General features: G+C 60.7%; 14 protein-coding genes. 5 read left to right on the top strand and 9 right to left on the bottom strand.

Annotated features, from left to right (window positions below; all coding sequences use genetic code 11):
• Window positions 1–42 precede the first annotated feature (42 nt).
• On the bottom strand, window positions 43–1,566 hold the full coding sequence (locus C4J90_RS21005) for a fumarate hydratase (protein WP_010208051.1): 1,524 nt from the start codon (window positions 1,564–1,566) through the stop codon (window positions 43–45).
• 216 nt (window positions 1,567–1,782) lie between these two features.
• Between C4J90_RS21005 and C4J90_RS21000 the strand changes: the two genes are divergently transcribed.
• Complete coding sequence (locus C4J90_RS21000; RefSeq protein WP_124420733.1) at window positions 1,783–2,715, top strand: iron-sulfur-binding ferredoxin reductase; 933 nt, start codon at window positions 1,783–1,785, stop codon at window positions 2,713–2,715.
• Window positions 2,716–3,418: 703 nt separating this feature from the next.
• Here C4J90_RS21000 and pyk read toward each other — a convergent pair.
• Window positions 3,419–4,870 carry a pyruvate kinase gene (pyk, locus tag C4J90_RS20995; protein WP_124371716.1) on the bottom strand — a complete coding sequence of 484 codons (1,452 nt, stop codon included), beginning with the start codon at window positions 4,868–4,870 and terminating at the stop codon, window positions 3,419–3,421.
• 174 nt (window positions 4,871–5,044) lie between these two features.
• Between pyk and C4J90_RS20990 the strand changes: the two genes are divergently transcribed.
• Both C4J90_RS20990 and C4J90_RS20985 read left to right on the top strand, forming a co-directional pair.
• Window positions 5,045–5,419, top strand: a complete 375-nt coding sequence (locus C4J90_RS20990; protein WP_124364211.1) for a tol-pal system YbgF family protein — start codon at window positions 5,045–5,047, stop codon at window positions 5,417–5,419.
• A gap of 205 nt (window positions 5,420–5,624) precedes the next feature.
• On the top strand, window positions 5,625–5,984 hold the full coding sequence (locus C4J90_RS20985; protein WP_124364210.1) for a PilZ domain-containing protein: 360 nt from the start codon (window positions 5,625–5,627) through the stop codon (window positions 5,982–5,984).
• Between the two features lie 56 nt (window positions 5,985–6,040).
• Here C4J90_RS20985 and C4J90_RS20980 read toward each other — a convergent pair whose 3' ends face one another.
• The 6 genes from C4J90_RS20980 to C4J90_RS20955 are packed head-to-tail and all read right to left on the bottom strand — an operon-like array spanning window position 6,041 to window position 12,711.
• On the bottom strand, window positions 6,041–7,372 hold the full coding sequence (locus tag C4J90_RS20980; RefSeq protein WP_124420732.1) for a DUF58 domain-containing protein: 1,332 nt from the start codon (window positions 7,370–7,372) through the stop codon (window positions 6,041–6,043).
• Between the two features lie 7 nt (window positions 7,373–7,379).
• Window positions 7,380–8,378 carry a MoxR family ATPase gene (locus C4J90_RS20975; protein WP_124420731.1) on the bottom strand — a complete coding sequence of 333 codons (999 nt, stop codon included), beginning with the start codon at window positions 8,376–8,378 and terminating at the stop codon, window positions 7,380–7,382.
• Entirely contained in the window at window positions 8,375–9,532 is a 1,158-nt protein-coding gene (locus C4J90_RS20970) for a DUF4350 domain-containing protein (RefSeq protein WP_124420730.1), read from the bottom strand. Before C4J90_RS20970 ends, C4J90_RS20975 begins: the two co-directional genes overlap by 4 nt.
• On the bottom strand, window positions 9,529–11,061 hold the full coding sequence (locus C4J90_RS20965; protein ID WP_124420729.1) for a DUF4129 domain-containing protein: 1,533 nt from the start codon (window positions 11,059–11,061) through the stop codon (window positions 9,529–9,531). The genes C4J90_RS20970 and C4J90_RS20965 overlap by 4 nt, the downstream gene beginning before the upstream one ends.
• On the bottom strand, window positions 11,048–12,022 hold the full coding sequence (locus tag C4J90_RS20960) for a stage II sporulation protein M (protein WP_124364205.1): 975 nt from the start codon (window positions 12,020–12,022) through the stop codon (window positions 11,048–11,050). The genes C4J90_RS20965 and C4J90_RS20960 overlap by 14 nt, the downstream gene beginning before the upstream one ends.
• A complete protein-coding gene (locus C4J90_RS20955) occupies window positions 12,019–12,711 on the bottom strand; it encodes an RDD family protein (protein WP_124420728.1) in 693 nt (230 codons plus the stop codon). The genes C4J90_RS20960 and C4J90_RS20955 overlap by 4 nt, the downstream gene beginning before the upstream one ends.
• A 166-nt stretch (window positions 12,712–12,877) precedes the next feature.
• On the opposite strand from C4J90_RS20955, the gene sbcB reads away from it, so the two are divergent.
• Window positions 12,878–14,305, top strand: a complete 1,428-nt coding sequence (gene sbcB / locus C4J90_RS20950) for an exodeoxyribonuclease I (protein ID WP_124420727.1) — start codon at window positions 12,878–12,880, stop codon at window positions 14,303–14,305.
• A 90-nt stretch (window positions 14,306–14,395) separates the two neighbouring features.
• On the opposite strand, the gene mvaT is transcribed toward sbcB, so the two are convergent.
• Window positions 14,396–14,770 carry a histone-like nucleoid-structuring protein MvaT gene (gene mvaT, locus C4J90_RS20945; protein ID WP_003175830.1) on the bottom strand — a complete coding sequence of 125 codons (375 nt, stop codon included), beginning with the start codon at window positions 14,768–14,770 and terminating at the stop codon, window positions 14,396–14,398.
• Between the two features lie 346 nt (window positions 14,771–15,116).
• Here mvaT and purU point away from each other — a divergent pair, with 346 nt between their 5' ends.
• Complete coding sequence (gene purU / locus C4J90_RS20940; RefSeq protein ID WP_124420726.1) at window positions 15,117–15,965, top strand: formyltetrahydrofolate deformylase; 849 nt, start codon at window positions 15,117–15,119, stop codon at window positions 15,963–15,965.
• The last annotated feature ends 95 nt before the right edge of the window (window positions 15,966–16,060 follow it).

The raw sequence follows: 16,060 nt of genomic DNA, 5'->3' as shown, positions 1-16,060 counted from the left end.
CGAAACTTGTGTGGGAGGGAGCACGCCCCCTCCCACCTTTGCTTACTGCACTTCTACCGCCAGGCTTTCACTGATCTTCTTCTGCCAGATCGCAGGACCGGTGATGTGTACGGATTCGCCCTTGCTGTCCACCGCAACGGTGACCGGCATGTCCTTCACGTCGAACTCGTAGATCGCTTCCATGCCCAGTTCGGCGAACGCGACGACGCGCGATTTCTTGATGGCCTGCGCCACCAGGTAAGCGGCGCCGCCCACGGCCATCAGGTACACGGCCTTGTGGTCCTTGATCGCTTCGATGGCGGTCGGGCCGCGCTCGGATTTGCCGATCATGCCCAGCAGGCCGGTTTGCTCGAGGATCTGACGGGTGAACTTGTCCATCCGCGTCGCGGTGGTCGGGCCCGCCGGGCCAACCACTTCTTCGCGCACCGGATCAACCGGGCCGACGTAGTAGATGAAACGGCCCTTGAGGTCCACCGGCAGGGTTTCGCCCTTGTTCAGCATCTCGACCATGCGCTTGTGCGCCGCGTCGCGACCCGTGAGCATCTTGCCGTTGAGCAACACCGTTTCGCCCGGTTTCCAGCTTTGCACTTCTTCAGGCGTCAGGGTATCGAGGTTGACGCGACGGGCCGATGGGCCGGCTTCCCAGACGATTTCCGGGTAGGCGTCCAGCGGTGGCGCTTCCAGCGACGCCGGGCCCGAACCGTCAAGCACGAAGTGCGCATGGCGGGTGGCGGCGCAGTTGGGGATCATGCACACCGGCAGGGACGCGGCGTGGGTCGGGTAGTCCATGATCTTCACGTCGAGCACGGTGGTCAGGCCACCCAGGCCCTGGGCGCCGATGCCCAGTTGGTTGACCTTTTCGAACAGCTCCAGGCGCATCTCTTCAATGCGGTTCTGCGGGCCGCGCTTTTTCAGCTCGTGGATGTCGATGGATTCCATCAACACTTCCTTGGCCATCACCGCAGCTTTCTCGGCGGTGCCGCCAATGCCGATGCCGAGCATGCCCGGTGGGCACCAGCCGGCGCCCATGGTCGGAACAGTCTTGAGCACCCAGTCGACGATCGAGTCGGACGGGTTGAGCATGGCCATTTTCGACTTGTTCTCGGAACCACCGCCCTTGGCGGCCACGTCCACTTCCACGGTGTTACCCGGGACGATGGAGTAGTGGATCACCGCCGGGGTGTTGTCCTTGGTGTTCTTGCGCGCGCCTGCCGGGTCGGCAAGGATGGAAGCGCGCAGGACGTTTTCCGGCAGGTTGTAGGCGCGACGCACGCCTTCGTTGATCATGTCGTCCAGGCCCATGGTGGCGCCATCCCAACGTACATCCATGCCCACGCGCACGAACACGGTCACGATACCGGTGTCCTGGCAGATTGGCCGATGGCCGGTGGCACACATGCGCGAGTTGATCAGGATCTGGGCGATGGAGTCACGGGCGGCCGGCGATTCTTCGCGCAGATAGGCCTCGTGCATCGCCTGGATGAAATCAACGGGGTGGTAGTAGGAAATGAATTGCAGGGCGTCGGCAACGCTCTGAATCAGGTCGTCTTGCTTGATCACGGTCATGAGTCGCGCTCCTCTATAAGGGAACATTCAATAAGGTGGCTTCAGTGAGGGTGCATCGGTCGGCTGAAACCACCTTTCCAAGGCACGCCACTGGTGCAGGCGCGACGCTAAAAAGGCGCGGCAGTATAACCCGGCACGGTGGCTGATACACCCGACTATGGTCAAACTGTCGCAGGCATGATTCCCTGTGCGCGCCCCTTGTGATTGAGTCCTTGTATGCCTGAACTGTACGTCGGCGAACGCCATTGGCCGGTGACTACCGGCAGCAACCTGCTGGACGCCTTGAACCAGGCGGGGGTGGCCGTGCCCTTCAGTTGCCGCGCCGGAAGTTGCCATGCCTGCCTGGTGCGCTGCCAGGGCGAGGTTGAAGACAAGCAACCTCAGGCGTTGAGCCCGGCGCAACGCCAGGACGGCTGGCGCCTGGCGTGTCAGTGTCGGGTCAGCGGCGATCTGCGGGTCGAAGCCTTTGACCCGCTGCGCGACGGCATGGCGGCGCAGGTGGTGGGTGCGGATTGGCTGAGTCCGACGGTGCTGCGCCTGCGCCTTCAACCCGAGCGTGGCCTGCGATACCGCGCCGGGCAGCATCTGGTGTTGTGGGCAGGGCAGGTGGCACGTCCGTATTCCCTGGCGAGCTTGCCCCAGCAGGACCCGTACCTGGAGTTTCATATCGATTGCCGTCAACCCGGGGCATTCAGCGATGCCGCTCGCCACTTCAAGATCGGTGATGCTTTAAACCTGGGTGAGTTGCGGGGTGGGGCGCTGCAGTATGATCCCGACTGGCAAGCCCGGCCGCTGTGGCTGCTGGCCTCCGGCACTGGGCTGGGTCCGTTGTGGGGGGTGTTGCGTGAAGCGTTGCGCCAGGATCACCAAGGTGCCATCCGCGTCATTCACCTGGCTCATGATGCCCAGGCTCACTACCTGGCCGAACCCCTGACGGCGCTGGCCGCGCAGCATCAGAACCTTACGGTGGAGTTGTGGACCGCAGATGAGTTGGCCCAGGCATTGGGGCACCTGCGGCTTATTTCGCGGCAAACGCTGGCCTTAGTCTGCGGGCATCCCGACAGCGTCGAAGCCCTTTCCAAGCGCTTGTTTCTGGCAGGACTGCCGCGCAATCAACTGCTGGCCGATGTGTTCCTGCCCCGTGGTTGAGCGACTGACAGTCGAGCATATGCTTTGCGGGTGTACGCGATTAACTGTGGGAGGGGGCTTGCCCCCGATGAGCATAGATATCTACACAACTTTGGCGTAGCCCTGAACCTGTGGCGAGGGAGCTTGCTCCCGTGGCGACTTGGCGGCCTATAGCTATCTGACTGATGCCGCGCGATCCAAATGTGGGAGGGGCGGTGCGACGATTCGACTTGCTCCCGATGGCGGCCTGACAGCCGACCAGGATGCTGGATCAGGGCGAGTACATATCCGTTGCTGCGGTAACGGCTGCTATGGGTTCCGCCCTTACGGCGTCTCACTTTTGAAAAGCGCAAAATTAAGCAAAACGCTCTTGCCCCACCACTCGGCACCTCGCTTAGGCTCGGTGTGCCCGTAATCCGACAGCGATTTGGGGGGCCGCCGCCACGCGCCATCCATGGCGCGGGGCGGCTAAACCGGCATCCCTGCCGGTTTACCCCCCAAATCACTGTCGAATTCCGGCCAGCGTGGTTTAACGGGGCGCTTAAGATCAAGAGCAAGATCAAGAGCGGCTCGCTTCGCATCGTGGTTACTGTTGGCTGCTACAAAGTTGTGTAGATACCTATGCCCCGATGAGGCCTGATGGTTCAACACCTCAACCGGCATTTGAAATGCAAAAAAGCCCCGCCATTCTCATGGCAGGGCTTTTGTTTTTTCAGCGTGTCACTCAGAACTGCGGGTCGCCCACGTGCAGGATCTTCATGCCATTGGTGCCGCCGGTGGTGTGATAGCTGTCGCCCTTGGTCAGGATGACCCAGTCACCTTTCTCGACGACGCCGCGTTTGACCAGCTCGTCGATAGCTTTCTGGCTGACTTCGTTCGGGGCCAGCGAGGCCGGATCGAACGGAATGGTGTACACGCCACGGAACAGCGCCGCACGGGCCTGGGCTTCGCGGTGGGGGGTGAACGCGTAGATCGGCACCGACGAGCGGATGCGCGACATGATCAGCGGCGTATAACCACTTTCAGTCAAGGCGATGATCGCTTTAACGCCCGGGAAGTGGTTGGCGGTGTACATGGCGGCCAACGCGATGCTCTGGTCGCAGCTTTCGAAGACCTTGCCGATGCGGTGGCTGGAGGTCTTGCTGGTGGGGTGCTTTTCAGCACCGACGCAGATACGCGCCATGGCCTGGACGGCCTCCAGCGGGTACGGGCCAGCGGCACTTTCAGCCGAGAGCATCACGGCGTCGGTGTAGTCGAGCACGGCGTTGGCCACGTCGGACACTTCGGCGCGGGTCGGCATCGGGTTCTGGATCATCGACTCCATCATCTGGGTCGCAACGATCACCGCTTTGTTGTGGCGGCGTGCGTGCAGGATGATCTTCTTCTGGATACCGATCAGCTCGGCATCGCCGATTTCGACGCCCAGGTCGCCACGGGCAACCATGACGGCGTCGGAAGCCTTGATCAGGCCATCCAGGGTTTCGTCATCAGCCACGGCTTCGGCACGTTCGATCTTGGCCACCAGCCAGGCGGTACCACCGGCTTCGTCGCGCAGTTTACGTGCGTATTCCATGTCGGCGGCGTCGCGCGGGAAGGACACGGCGAGGTAGTCCACTTCCATTTCGGCGGCGAGCTTGATGTCGGCCTTGTCTTTTTCAGTCAGGGCCGGTGCCGTCAGGCCACCGCCGCGACGGTTGATGCCTTTGTGGTCGGACAGCGGGCCGCCGATGATCACGGTGCAATGCAGTTCGGTCGGGGTAGCGGTGTCGACGCGCATCACCACGCGACCGTCGTCCAGCAGCAGTTCGTCGCCGACGCCGCAGTCCTTGACCAGATCCGGATAGTCGATGCCTACGACGTCCTGGGTGCCTTCGGTCAACGGATGGCTGGTGGAGAAGGTGAATTTGTCACCGATCTTCAGCTCGATCCGCTTGTTGGCGAATTTGGCGATACGGATCTTCGGGCCTTGCAGGTCACCCAGCAACGCCACGAAGCGGCCGTGTTTGGCAGCCAGGTCCCGCACCAGCTTGGCGCGAGCCTTGTGCTCGTCCGGGGTGCCGTGGGAGAAGTTCAGACGGGCAACGTCCAAACCAGCCAGAATCAGCTGTTCGAGGACTTCCGGCGAGTTGCTGGCCGGGCCAAGGGTGGCGACGATTTTGGTACGACGGACGGACATGCACAGACTCCTGAGTTCAAGCGCTGGGGAAGGCTACTATGCTCTTTCGTTGTAGTCATTGTTCGTTTGCACTACTTATCGACGATCGGCTTGTTTTTGCTGCGGTGGAAAGGTGAACGCCCTTGAAGATTTTGGACGATAGGTCGATACACTGCACAAGACAGGAGAACCCCCATGCGAATTTTGCTCGTTGCTGCCCTGGCCGTCAGTGTTGTCGGCTGCACCCGCTGGTCGATGGACCATCATTTGAACAACGCTTACCGCGCCTATGGGGTGGGTGACTGCGCACGGGTTACCCTGGAATTGTCCCAGGTAGACCGTGAAAGCCGCACCCGCCGCTATGTGCAGCCCGAGGTTTCGATGTTGCGCGGGCAGTGCCTGGAGCGCCAGAAACTGTTCGTCGATGCTGCGCAAACCTACCAATTCATCATCAGCCAATACCCATCAAGCGAGTACGCTTACCGAGCCCAAGCCCGGCTCGATACCCTGCGCCAGCTGGGGCATTTCTCTGGCGTGACCGCGGCGCAACCACGGCCGGCGTCTTTATGAGGGTATTCGTCGCTTCATAACTGGCCTCTTTCCAGTCTTGGGTTATTCTTTGAATAGATGTTTGTACAACTTTCTGTTCAAAAGAACGTAATGCCCGGATTCGGCAGCTGTCTCGTGGCAACGATTTCTTGTCACACCGATATCCAGGGAGAGCGAGCGATGGGCTTGTTCCGAATCACTGGCTTTATTGGATGGCGACCTCACCATGTTTATCGAACGACGGATCGAACGGCATCAGCTACCTTATTTCCTGCAGGTGTTCAATCGGCTTACGGACAAGCCAATCGGCTATCTGGGCGACGTTTCTGAAGAAGGGCTGATGCTGATCAGCCAGCTACCAATGATGATCGGCGCAGATTTTGAGCTGCGCCTGAAGATTCCAGGGCCGGACGGCGAGTTCCAGGCTGTTGACCTCACCGCAACCTGTTTGTGGAGCCGTGAAGATGTCAACCCGCAGCATTACGACTCGGGGTTCCGCGTGCGTCAGGCGTGCGAAGAATACGCGCAGCTGATCAGCGCCTTGTTGCATTACTTCAGTTTCGATCCTTTACAGGCACCCGTTTGACTATCATGTGCAGTCGGCCATGGGGACCTGTGCCTACCGTGGCCGTGCGCTTGCCGTCAGAACACCCCGGCTTTTTTCCAGTGCAGGTAACGTGTCACCAACGCGGCGCCCAACTCCGATGGCAGGCTATCCAACACCGACAACCCATGAGCGCCCAGGCGATCATGCAGCTGGTTGCGCATGTTGAGGTAGTCAACCGCGCCGCTGTAAGCCAGTGCTTCGGGTAGGGTTTGTACCGGGGCCTGGCGCAGTTGGTCGAGTACTTCCTCTCGCAGACTGGCGACCAGTACCCGATGGTGTCGACCGATCCGCTTGATGGCACTCATCAGTGCTGCATCGTCTTCATCGCGCAGGTTGGTCACCACGATCACCAAGGCGCGGCGCTTTTGCCGAGCCAGCAATTGGCTGGCGGCGGCCTCATAGTCAGCGGTCTGGCGTGTGCTTTCCAGGTCATAGACTGTATTGAGCAAGACGTTCAATTGGCCGCTGCCCTTGACCGGCGCCAGGTAACGCGGCTGGTCGCTGGCAAAGGTACAGAGCCCGACTGCATCGCCTTGGCGCAAGGCGACATAACTCAGCAACAGGCAGGCGTCCAGCGCGTGGTCGAAGTGGGACAACTCGTCGTCCTGGCTGCGCATGCGTCGGCCGCAATCGAGCATGAATACAATCTGCTGGTCGCGCTCATCCTCATACTCGCGGGCAATCGGCGTGCGCTGGCGTGCCGTGGCTTTCCAGTCGATCTGACGCAGGCTGTCACCGTCGCGAAATTCGCGTAATTGATGAAATTCCAGGCCTGGTCCGCGCCGCTGGTGCTGACGTACACCCAGTTGGCTCAGCCAGTTATCCACACCCTGCAACCGGGCACCGGATAAACGCGCGAAATCCGGGTACACGCGGGTGGCATCCGAGGCTTCGATCCAGCGCCGCGCCGACCACAGCCCCAAGGGGCTGGGCAAGTGGATTTCGCAGCGGCTGAAACTGAAATGCCCACGTCGCAGGGGGCGCACGCGATAGCCCAACTCGCCGCGCTCACCGGCGCGCAGTGAGATGGATTGCGGCAGGTTATCCACTACCAGTCCTTCGGGCACGTGATCGAACACCAGCACGGTCAGCGGCTGTGGATAATCGTGTTCCAGTGACAGGCGCACTTCTCCCCAGCGCCCCAGCGCCAGGCTACCGGGCAACATCCGCTGTATACGGGCCGAAGGGCGGCGGCGCAAGCGCATGGCATCCAGTATCGCCAGCAACAGCAGGGCCAACAGCAGGCCCCAGGCGATTGCGTGCAAGGTATCGGGCACCTTGAACTGCAACGCCGCCGACGCGCCCAGCAGAATATTGAGAGTCAGCAGAACACCCAGCCAGGTCAGAAGCAGACGGGTCGGTTTCATACCGGCGTTACTGCCTGGGGGCCGCGATCTGGTCGAGCAACTGCTTGATCACCTGGTCCACCTCCAAACCATCGATATCCAGCTCCGGCGAAAGACGCACTCGGTGACGCAGTACCGCCAGGGCGCAACCCTTGACGTCATCCGGGATCACGAATTCGCCGCCGCGCAACAGCGCCCGCGCACGCGCGCCGCGAACCAGGGCGATAGACGCTCGTGGACCGGCACCGATGGTCAGGCCTGGCCAACTGCGCGTCGCCCGCGCCAGGCGCACGGCATAGTCGAGGACCTGTTCATCCAGAGGCATGCCGCTGGCAATCTGCTGCATCTGCACCACGTCTTCGGCTTGCAGCACGGTGCGCAAAGGCTGCACATCGAGCATGTCGGCCCTGGACGAGCGGGTCACTTCGCGCACCATGTCCACTTCCTGTTGCGCCTCGGGATAGTCCATGCGCACCTTGAGCATGAAGCGGTCCAGCTCGGCTTCGGGCAATGGGTAGGTGCCTTCCTGCTCAATGGGGTTCTGGGTGGCCAGCACCATGAACGGCTCGCCGATGGGCAATGCCTCGCCCTCCAGCGTGACCTGACGCTCCTGCATGGCTTCGAGCAGTGCCGCCTGGGTTTTGGCCGGGGCGCGGTTGATTTCGTCGGCGAGCAGCAGGTGAGTGAATAACGGCCCCTTGCGCAGCTTGAACTGTTCGGTCTGCAGGTCGTACACCGCGTGGCCGGTGACATCGCTGGGCATCAGGTCCGGGGTGAACTGGATGCGGGCGAAATCACCGCCAAAACAACGGGCCAACGCACGCACCAGCAACGTTTTGCCAAGGCCGGGTACGCCCTCGAGTAACACATGGCCACCGGCAATCAATGCGGTGAGTACGTCATCGATCACCGCGTCCTGGCCAATGACTGCCTTGCGCAATTCAACGCGCAGGGCCTGGGCCTGTTGGCTGGCGTATTCAAAGGTTTTTTCTGCGGTCAGGGCAGTGGCCAGTGGAGAATCGCTCATAGGGCATTCCTGAGGGTTTGCAGGCACGCCACCTGTCGGCTGAAGTCGGCGCTGGACAGCCGTTTCAGCGCAGGTGCGCCGAGTGCCTGGCTGATGATAGGGGAAGGTTGTCGCGTCAGAAGTGCCAGCACCTGGCATTGTTCCGCCGTGTCGAGGTGTTCAAAGCCGGGGTGGCGTCGCCGGGCGGTGCGCAGGAGGTCGTGCTGCAAGGCCTGCAGCAATGCGCCCTGGCCGTTGCGGCGTAGCAGGAAGTCGGCGCTGGCGCGCAAATGCTCCTGCAGCTGTCGACGCGCCTTGGGCGCGGGCGCCCGGATCGGGCCCTGGCGCATGCCGGCTTGCCAGAGTGCCAGGGCAACCAGTGCAACAAGCGCGACGAGGGCCTGGGGGAAGTAACGGATCAGCAGGGTAAGCAGGTTGTCCACGTCGCTGTTGAACAGCAAAGTGACGTCGGTACCCTGGTTCAGGTACCACAGCAGCCAGGCGTTGTCGTGTTTGCCGATGCTCGGGGTTTTCCACAGGTCGCTGTCGGTGATCACCGTGACGCGGCCCAGCTCCAGGTCCAGTTGCATCAGGTGGCTGGACTTGGCGCTGTTGGCTGAAAACTGCGCAAGGTGCCTGGGGTCGGTAAGGTTGAAGTCGGTGTCGAAACTGAAATACGCAGGTTTGGTTTCATTGTCGACATACAGTTTGGTGAGGTCTGGCGCGCGCTTTTTGCGCGGTGGCGCCGGCTCGTCGAAGTCATCACTCAAGGCCTGGCGAAGCTCGAGACGATCAAGCAGCAGGTCGCCGCTTTTGCCGGTTTCTTCATCCCATAACGCCTCGGCCACCAGTAGCAGGTGGCCCCCGGCTTTGGCCCAGGCCAGCAACTGTTCGACCTGGCGTGGGGTCATGTTGCCGCGTTCTCCCAGCAACAGCAGGCTATGGCCTGGGGCAGGCAGGTCGGCAAGCCGCTCAAGGCCGTTGGCATGCGCTACCGTCAAACCTTGCTGGCCCAGGAAATGCTCGGCCGCGAGGTAAGGATTAGCCAGCGCGTCCGGCGCCGGGCCGTGATCTACAACCTCCTCATAGGGAATTGCCTTGTGCCAGGCATACAGACCGCCCATTCCCAATAGGCAAGCCAGCAGCAGGGCCATCCATAGTAAGGGTCGCTTCATTGGCTGGCCCCGCCACTGAAGAGTGCGCGCCAGTCGCTGCAGAGCTTTTGCTGGGCTGCGCCGGGAGGCAGCCGGTGGCCATAAGCGAGGTTTTGCCAGTGCCGGGTCAATTCGTGACTGAATGCCAGCAACTGCGGTTGCTGCAACTGATGGACGCGCTCCAGTACCTGGCCCTCGGTGTCGGCACTTTTGAGCGGCAGGTTGAACTCATGCAGCAGCCGGCTGAGCAGGCCGCGATACAGCAGGCCAAGGGCTACCCGCGGTTGGGTGGGCCACAGTTGTTCGGCGGTGCTGGCGATGTCGTCGGGCAACGTCTCGACCCCCAGATCCAACCCGAACAACTGGGCAGGCGCAGGTTTTGCGGCGTTGGGGTGAGGTCGGCGCCTGCGGCTGACAAACGTGCGCAGCCATTCACGGTAGCGCCACACCACCCAGGCCAGCCCGCCGATCAGCAAGCCCCATAGCAGTATCTCCAGGCCTTGGGCCACGTGCTTGAAGGTGTTGCTGTTGAGGTTGTCGAGCAAGTGCTGGAGCCAGCCAGGTAGCTTACCGTCGCCGCCCTGGGCTTTGGGGTCAGTGGCGGGTTTTTCTTCGCCAAAACGATAGCGGGTCACGGTTTGCGGATTCTTGAACGGCGGTTTTTCCAGTAATGCCTTGATCGATTGGCTGGCCGCCTGGGTGCTGAGCGGCTTTGGATCAGCCGGTTCATCTGCCATCGCCGTTGGGCTCAGTTGCGCCAGCGTCAGCCCGACGACCAGCAGCAACAGCGGTGCGACACTGCTCAGGCGTTGGCGCAATCGGCGAAACACCAGCTCCAGGTCCCAAGCCTCCAGGACGGTGCGACGGTTGAGATACAGGCTGAAACCGCAGGCGACGTAGAGGGGTTCCCAGAACACCAGGATCAGCGCATAGAAGGCATTACTCAGGTGCTCCAGCCATAGTCCCTGCGGGCCGGTCGCCAATGCCAGCCGCTGCCAGTCCCAATCCAGTTCGACCTGCTCCGGGATGAATAGATAGAACAGCGCCATGCAACCGAACCACAGGCCGATTTCCAGGTGCACCCCGATGATCGTCAGCCAGCGCGCGCCACCCGCGTTGCGCTGTTGCAGTACGCCCAGGCGCTGTTGACGCGCTTGACCCTCCAGGCCTTCAAGCTGGCTCACGGGCATCACGAAGCTGCGGCTCAGGCTCAGCCGGCGCCAGGTGAGGCTGGCGAGCAGTTGCCCCTTGAGCAGGCGCGGCCACTGGCGAACGGACTGTTTCAGACTGGGCGTCTCACCAAACAGCGTTTTGGAAAGAATGTACAGCGGCAAGCGCTCGAAGGCCGGCTTCAGCCACCAGAACAAGAAGATGGCGTAGGACGGGTACTGCCACAGCAGCGCACTGAGCAGCACGAACACCGGCAGGCTGACCAGCGCCCAGCTGCTCATCAGCAATACACGATGTTCCCGGGCCATCAGTACGCCGAGGTCCATGGCTTCCCAGGAGGTGCGGGGGCGGATGACCACGCTGGAGTCAGTCAGGCGCATGGCGAGTCCTGCCGGCGAAGATCAGGTAGGCGGCCACGAACAGCCAAAGTGCGCTGCCCACGAGGTATTTGATCCAGGGCGCAATGCTCGTGGTGGATGACCAGTAGGCTTCGATGAATGCTGCGATCAGCAGCAATAGCATGACCCCGCACAGCATCTGCACGCTTTTGCGGGCCGCCAGGCGCAGGGATTCGCTACGTGCCAGGGGCCCAGGCGCGATCAGCGACCAGCCCAGTTGCAGGCCTGCTGCACCGGCCAGTGCGATGGCGCTGAGTTCGAAGGCGCCATGACCGATCACGAAAGACCAGAACGTCTGGCCGTAGCCGATTTCACTGAGATGCCCGCAGACCGCGCCGATGATCAAGCCGTTGAATACCAGGAAGAACACGCTGCCCAGGCCGAACAGCAAGCCGGCGGCGAAGGTCTGGAAGGCGATGCCGATGTTGTGCATCACGTAATAGCCAAACATCATCCAATCTTCGCTGGAGGCCCGTTCGGCCGCACGCCCCAGACGGCTGGCGGCAGGGTCGTACATGCTTTGCATCTCGGCCACTTGTTGCGGGCTGACGATGCTGTAGATCAGGTTGGGGAACAGGTACACCAATAACGCTATGCCGAGCAGGCTACCGAAGAACAGCAAACTGGAAATCAGTACGAAGCGCCATTGTTCGCGCACCAGGCGCGGGAAACCGGCGAGGATGAACGCCAGTACGTTGGCTGTCGTTTGACTGCGATGGCGATACAGTTGTTGGTGACCGCGCAGCGCCAGTTGTTGCAGGTGGTCTACCAGGTAGCTGCTATAGCCGCGTGCCTGGGCCAGGGCCAGATGTTGGCAGAGGCGGCGGTATTGATAAGGGAAGTCGGTTGCCTCGCAGGCTTTGCCTTGCTCTACCTGTTTGAGCAGTTCGGCGAAGGTTTGCCATTGCTGCTGGTGGCGGCTTTCAAAAAGGCTCTGCTTCATGTCGGCCCCAACAAACCGTGGGCCACACCGTTGAGTTGCTCCACGGCGCGAGCCGGAGACACCTGCAAGGGCGCGGCGAGGATGGCAGCCAGTTCATGGACCCGCTCGGCAGACAATTCAGCCTGGCGTTCGGCGAAACCGAGTATGGCCCGCTGTTCGCTCAGCTCCAGTGCGAAGGGCAGGCGCAGGGCGGCTGCCTGGGGGATGCGCGGGCGGGCCGACGCCTGATCACGGTAGACCACCAGCGTACCCGCTGCCAGATCGCCGAGTCGCTTGAAGTGGGGATGTTGCAGGCAAGTGATGGCGCCGAAGAAGTAGCCGAAGGGCAGCATGTCGACAAAACGCAGCAGGTTGCGGATCAGCGACGCCGACCAGCCAATGGGCGTGCCGTCGTCCTGTACCACTCGCAGGCCCATGACCTGCTTGCCGGGAGAGCAGCCCTGATTGAACACTTCGAACAGCACCATGTACCACCAGCTGACTAGGAACAGCAGCAGGGAGCCCAAGCCGAGCCCGAGGTTGCCAAGCAGCGCCAGGGGCACCAGCAGAACGCCCATGATCACGCCGCGCACGAGCAGGTCGAAGGCAAAGGCCACGGCCCTTGGCAGCAGGCCGGCAGGGCGCAAGGGCAGGTCGATACCCTCGGGGGTCTCGATCTGGTAGCAGGTATCCAGAGGAGCTGTTGGCATTGCGATCCTTGGCAGTGCGAAGCGACTGAGAGAGACGGATGCTAGCAGTGTCGAGGCTGGAAGCAACCCTTCAAGCTTTTGCTGGATGTTTGTCCAGTAAGGTATCGCTGGCCCCTGACACCTCGCAGCGCCTAGACTTTGCCGGTCTTCAGCACAGGAACAGCCCGTGACCTCCATTTTCTGGTACGACTACGAAACCACCGGGATCAACCCACGCAGCGATCGCCCGCTGCAGGTGGCCGGCATTCGTACCGACCTCGAGCTCAACGAGGTCGGTCCGCCGATCAATCTTTATTGCCAGCCCGGCGACGATATCCTGCCCCACCCAGCGGCGTGTGCGATCACCGGTATCACGCCGCAGGTCCTGGCGCAGAAGGGCCTTGCCGAAGCGGATTTCATGACGCGGGTGCATGCCGAACTGTCTGCACCCGGTACGTGCGGCGCGGGTTATAACACCCTGCGATTTGACGATGAAATGACGCGCTACAGTCTGTATCGCAACTTTTTCGACCCTTACGCGCGCGAATGGCAAGGCGGCAACAGCCGCTGGGATCTGATCGATGTGATGCGTACCGCCTATGCCCTGCGCCCGGAAGGGATTGTGTGGCCCGAGCAGGACGGGCGCGTGACGCTCAAGCTTGAGCGCTTGACCCAAGCCAATGGCATCGACCACGGCCAGGCCCACGATGCATTGTCTGATGTGCGTGCAACTATTGCCCTGGCGCGATTGGTCCGGGAGAAACAACCCAGGCTGTATGAATGGCTGTTCCAGCTGCGCAGCAAGCAACGGGTGATGGACCAGGTGCGATTGTTGCAGCCGCTGGTGCACATTTCCGGACGCTTCAGCGCCGAGCGCCATTACCTCGGTGTGGTGTTGCCTCTGGCTTGGCATCCGCGCAATCGCAATGCATTGATTGTCTGTGACCTGGGGCTCGACCCGCAGGGCCTGCTCGAACTGGATGCCGACACGTTGCGCAAGCGCCTCTATACGCGGCGTGATGAACTGGCGGAAGGCGAGCTGCCGGTACCCCTGAAGTTGCTGCACATCAACCGCTGCCCGGTCGTCGCGCCCTTGAAGGTGCTGCGCGCGGAAGATCGCGAGCGCCTGCAATTGGATATGGACGTTTATCAGGTGCGGGCGCTGCGACTAACTGACGCACAGGAAGTTTGGCGTGACAAGTTGGCGAGCGTTTACGCCGAGGAGGAATTTGCGCCGAATGCCGATCCGGAGCAGCAGCTCTACGAGGGTTTTATCGGCGACCGTGACCGACGCTTATGTGAACAAGTTCGCCTGGCAGAGCCGCTGCAACTAGGGCGTCAGCAATGGCCTTTCGATGATCATCGGTTGCCGGAATTATTATTTCGCTACCGCGCGCGTAACTTTCCTGAAACCTTGAACAATGAGGAACAACAGCGCTGGAGACTTTTCTGTCAGCAACGTTTGTCAGACCCGGTGTGGGGCGCACCCAATACCCTGTCGGCATTTAAGGCGGCGCGCCAGGAGTTGCAAAACAATGCGACAGCGTTTCAGTGCCAGGTACTGGGTGAATGGCAAGACTATGCCGACTCTTTAGCGGCTCGCCTGAGTCTGTAGCTGCATAACTGCAAAACATCCAGACAATAAAAAACGCCAGCAAGCTGGCGTTTTTAATGTATCGCGTATCGGGTGTGACGCCGACCAGGCTTAGCCCAGCAGGGTCGCCCAACCTTCAACCACGTCACCGCCCCACTTGGCTTTCCACTCTTTCAGCGTCTTGTGGTTGCCACCTTTGGTTTCAATCACTTCACCGTTGTGCGGGTTTTTGTATTGCTTGACCTTGCGAGCACGTTTGGTGCCGGTAGTTTTCACAGCGCCGCGAGGTGCTTTAACTTTCGATTCCGGATCCAGCAGTGCGATGATGTCACGCAGGGATTTTGAGTATTCGCCCATCAGGGTGCGCAGTTTGCCTTCGAATTCCAGCTCGGTTTTCAGCTTGTCGTCTTGCGACAGGTTCTTCAAACGGGCTTGCAGCTCTTTGATAGCTTCTTCGGTGGCGCGGTATTCGTTGATCAGGGACATGTGGACTACCTTATGTAGAACGCTGATTGACAGGGTGAGTGGCCCAATAATAGTCAGGCAATTTCACCAAGTAAACATTTAAGCAGCTATTTATGTGAATTACATTGAATGTTTGTGGCAATGCGCTGCGGTCGAGTTAATTATCAGGTGAGTGGCTGAGAATAATCAGCTTAATGCGGCTAAGTGCTGAGCTTAGCCGTGCACGTACATATAGCGGTGGTAAAACCTTACGCTATTAAGGGCTGTTGCCACGGCCGGGGCTCAGAATAAGCCGCAAGGAGTACTGCAGTTTTTCTGCGCAATCGCTAGAATGGCGGCCTTTGCGAAGTTCTGGAGTTTCCCCCTAATGCGCACTTTTCGGCTGGTGATTGCTTGCCCGGACCGGGTTGGCATCGTTGCCAAGGTCAGTAACTTTCTGGCTTCTCATAACGGTTGGATCACCGAGGCGAGCCATCACTCGGATGATCTCAGCGGTTGGTTCTTCATGCGTCACGAAATTCGTGCCGATACACTGCCTTTTGGTCTGGAAGCCTTTCGTGAGGCGTTTGCGCCGATCGCCGAAGAGTTTTCGATGACCTGGCACATCACCGACACGGAGCAGAAAAAACGTGTCGTCCTGATGGCCAGCCGTGAATCCCACTGCCTGGCGGACCTTCTGCACCGCTGGCACAGCGATGAGCTCGATTGCGAGATCGCCTGTGTGATCTCCAACCATGATGACCTGCGCAGCATGGTCGAATGGCATGGCATCCCGTATTACCACGTGCCGGTCAACTCGCAGGACAAGGAACCGGCGTTCGCCGAGGTGTCACGCCTGGTCAAGCAGCACGACGCCGATGTGGTGGTGCTGGCGCGCTACATGCAGATCCTGCCGCCGGAACTGTGCCGCGAATATGCCGGTAAGGTGATCAACATTCACCACAGCTTCCTGCCTTCGTTCGTAGGGGCCAAGCCTTATCACCAGGCGTCCCTGCGCGGCGTGAAACTGATCGGAGCGACCTGCCACTACGTTACCGAGGAGCTGGACGCCGGTCCGATCATCGAGCAGGACGTAGTACGCGTCAGCCACAGCGACAGCATCGAAGACATGGTGCGTTTCGGGCGTGACGTCGAGAAGATGGTGCTGGCGCGCGGCCTGCGTTATCACCTGGAAGATCGCGTGTTGGTGCACGGCAACAAGACCGTGGTGTTCTGATCGACGCGTGTTGATTGAATAAGCGGGGGCCCGGGAGTAAAACTCTCCGGGCCCTTTTTTATTTCAGGACGCGACCATGACCGACCCACTCGATA

It is taken from the genome of Pseudomonas sp. R2-60-08W, assembly GCF_003852335.1.
Taxonomy (GTDB): Bacteria; Pseudomonadota; Gammaproteobacteria; order Pseudomonadales; family Pseudomonadaceae; genus Aquipseudomonas.
This window is presented reverse-complemented; position numbering and strand designations above follow the sequence as displayed.

Coding starts and splice junctions, on each gene's coding strand:
- C4J90_RS20975 (WP_124420731.1), bottom strand. CDS start 8,378: ATGAGCGATTCTCCACTGGCCACTGCCCTGACCGCAGAAAAAACCTTT.
- C4J90_RS20990 (WP_124364211.1), top strand. CDS start 5,045: ATGCGAATTTTGCTCGTTGCTGCCCTGGCCGTCAGTGTTGTCGGCTGC.
- C4J90_RS20980 (WP_124420732.1), bottom strand. CDS start 7,372: ATGAAACCGACCCGTCTGCTTCTGACCTGGCTGGGTGTTCTGCTGACT.
- C4J90_RS20970 (WP_124420730.1), bottom strand. CDS start 9,532: ATGAAGCGACCCTTACTATGGATGGCCCTGCTGCTGGCTTGCCTATTG.
- C4J90_RS20985 (WP_124364210.1), top strand. CDS start 5,625: ATGTTTATCGAACGACGGATCGAACGGCATCAGCTACCTTATTTCCTG.
- C4J90_RS21005 (WP_010208051.1), bottom strand. CDS start 1,566: ATGACCGTGATCAAGCAAGACGACCTGATTCAGAGCGTTGCCGACGCC.
- C4J90_RS21000 (WP_124420733.1), top strand. CDS start 1,783: ATGCCTGAACTGTACGTCGGCGAACGCCATTGGCCGGTGACTACCGGC.
- mvaT (WP_003175830.1), bottom strand. CDS start 14,770: ATGTCCCTGATCAACGAATACCGCGCCACCGAAGAAGCTATCAAAGAG.
- purU (WP_124420726.1), top strand. CDS start 15,117: ATGCGCACTTTTCGGCTGGTGATTGCTTGCCCGGACCGGGTTGGCATC.
- pyk (WP_124371716.1), bottom strand. CDS start 4,870: ATGTCCGTCCGTCGTACCAAAATCGTCGCCACCCTTGGCCCGGCCAGC.
- C4J90_RS20960 (WP_124364205.1), bottom strand. CDS start 12,022: ATGAAGCAGAGCCTTTTTGAAAGCCGCCACCAGCAGCAATGGCAAACC.
- C4J90_RS20955 (WP_124420728.1), bottom strand. CDS start 12,711: ATGCCAACAGCTCCTCTGGATACCTGCTACCAGATCGAGACCCCCGAG.
- C4J90_RS20965 (WP_124420729.1), bottom strand. CDS start 11,061: ATGCGCCTGACTGACTCCAGCGTGGTCATCCGCCCCCGCACCTCCTGG.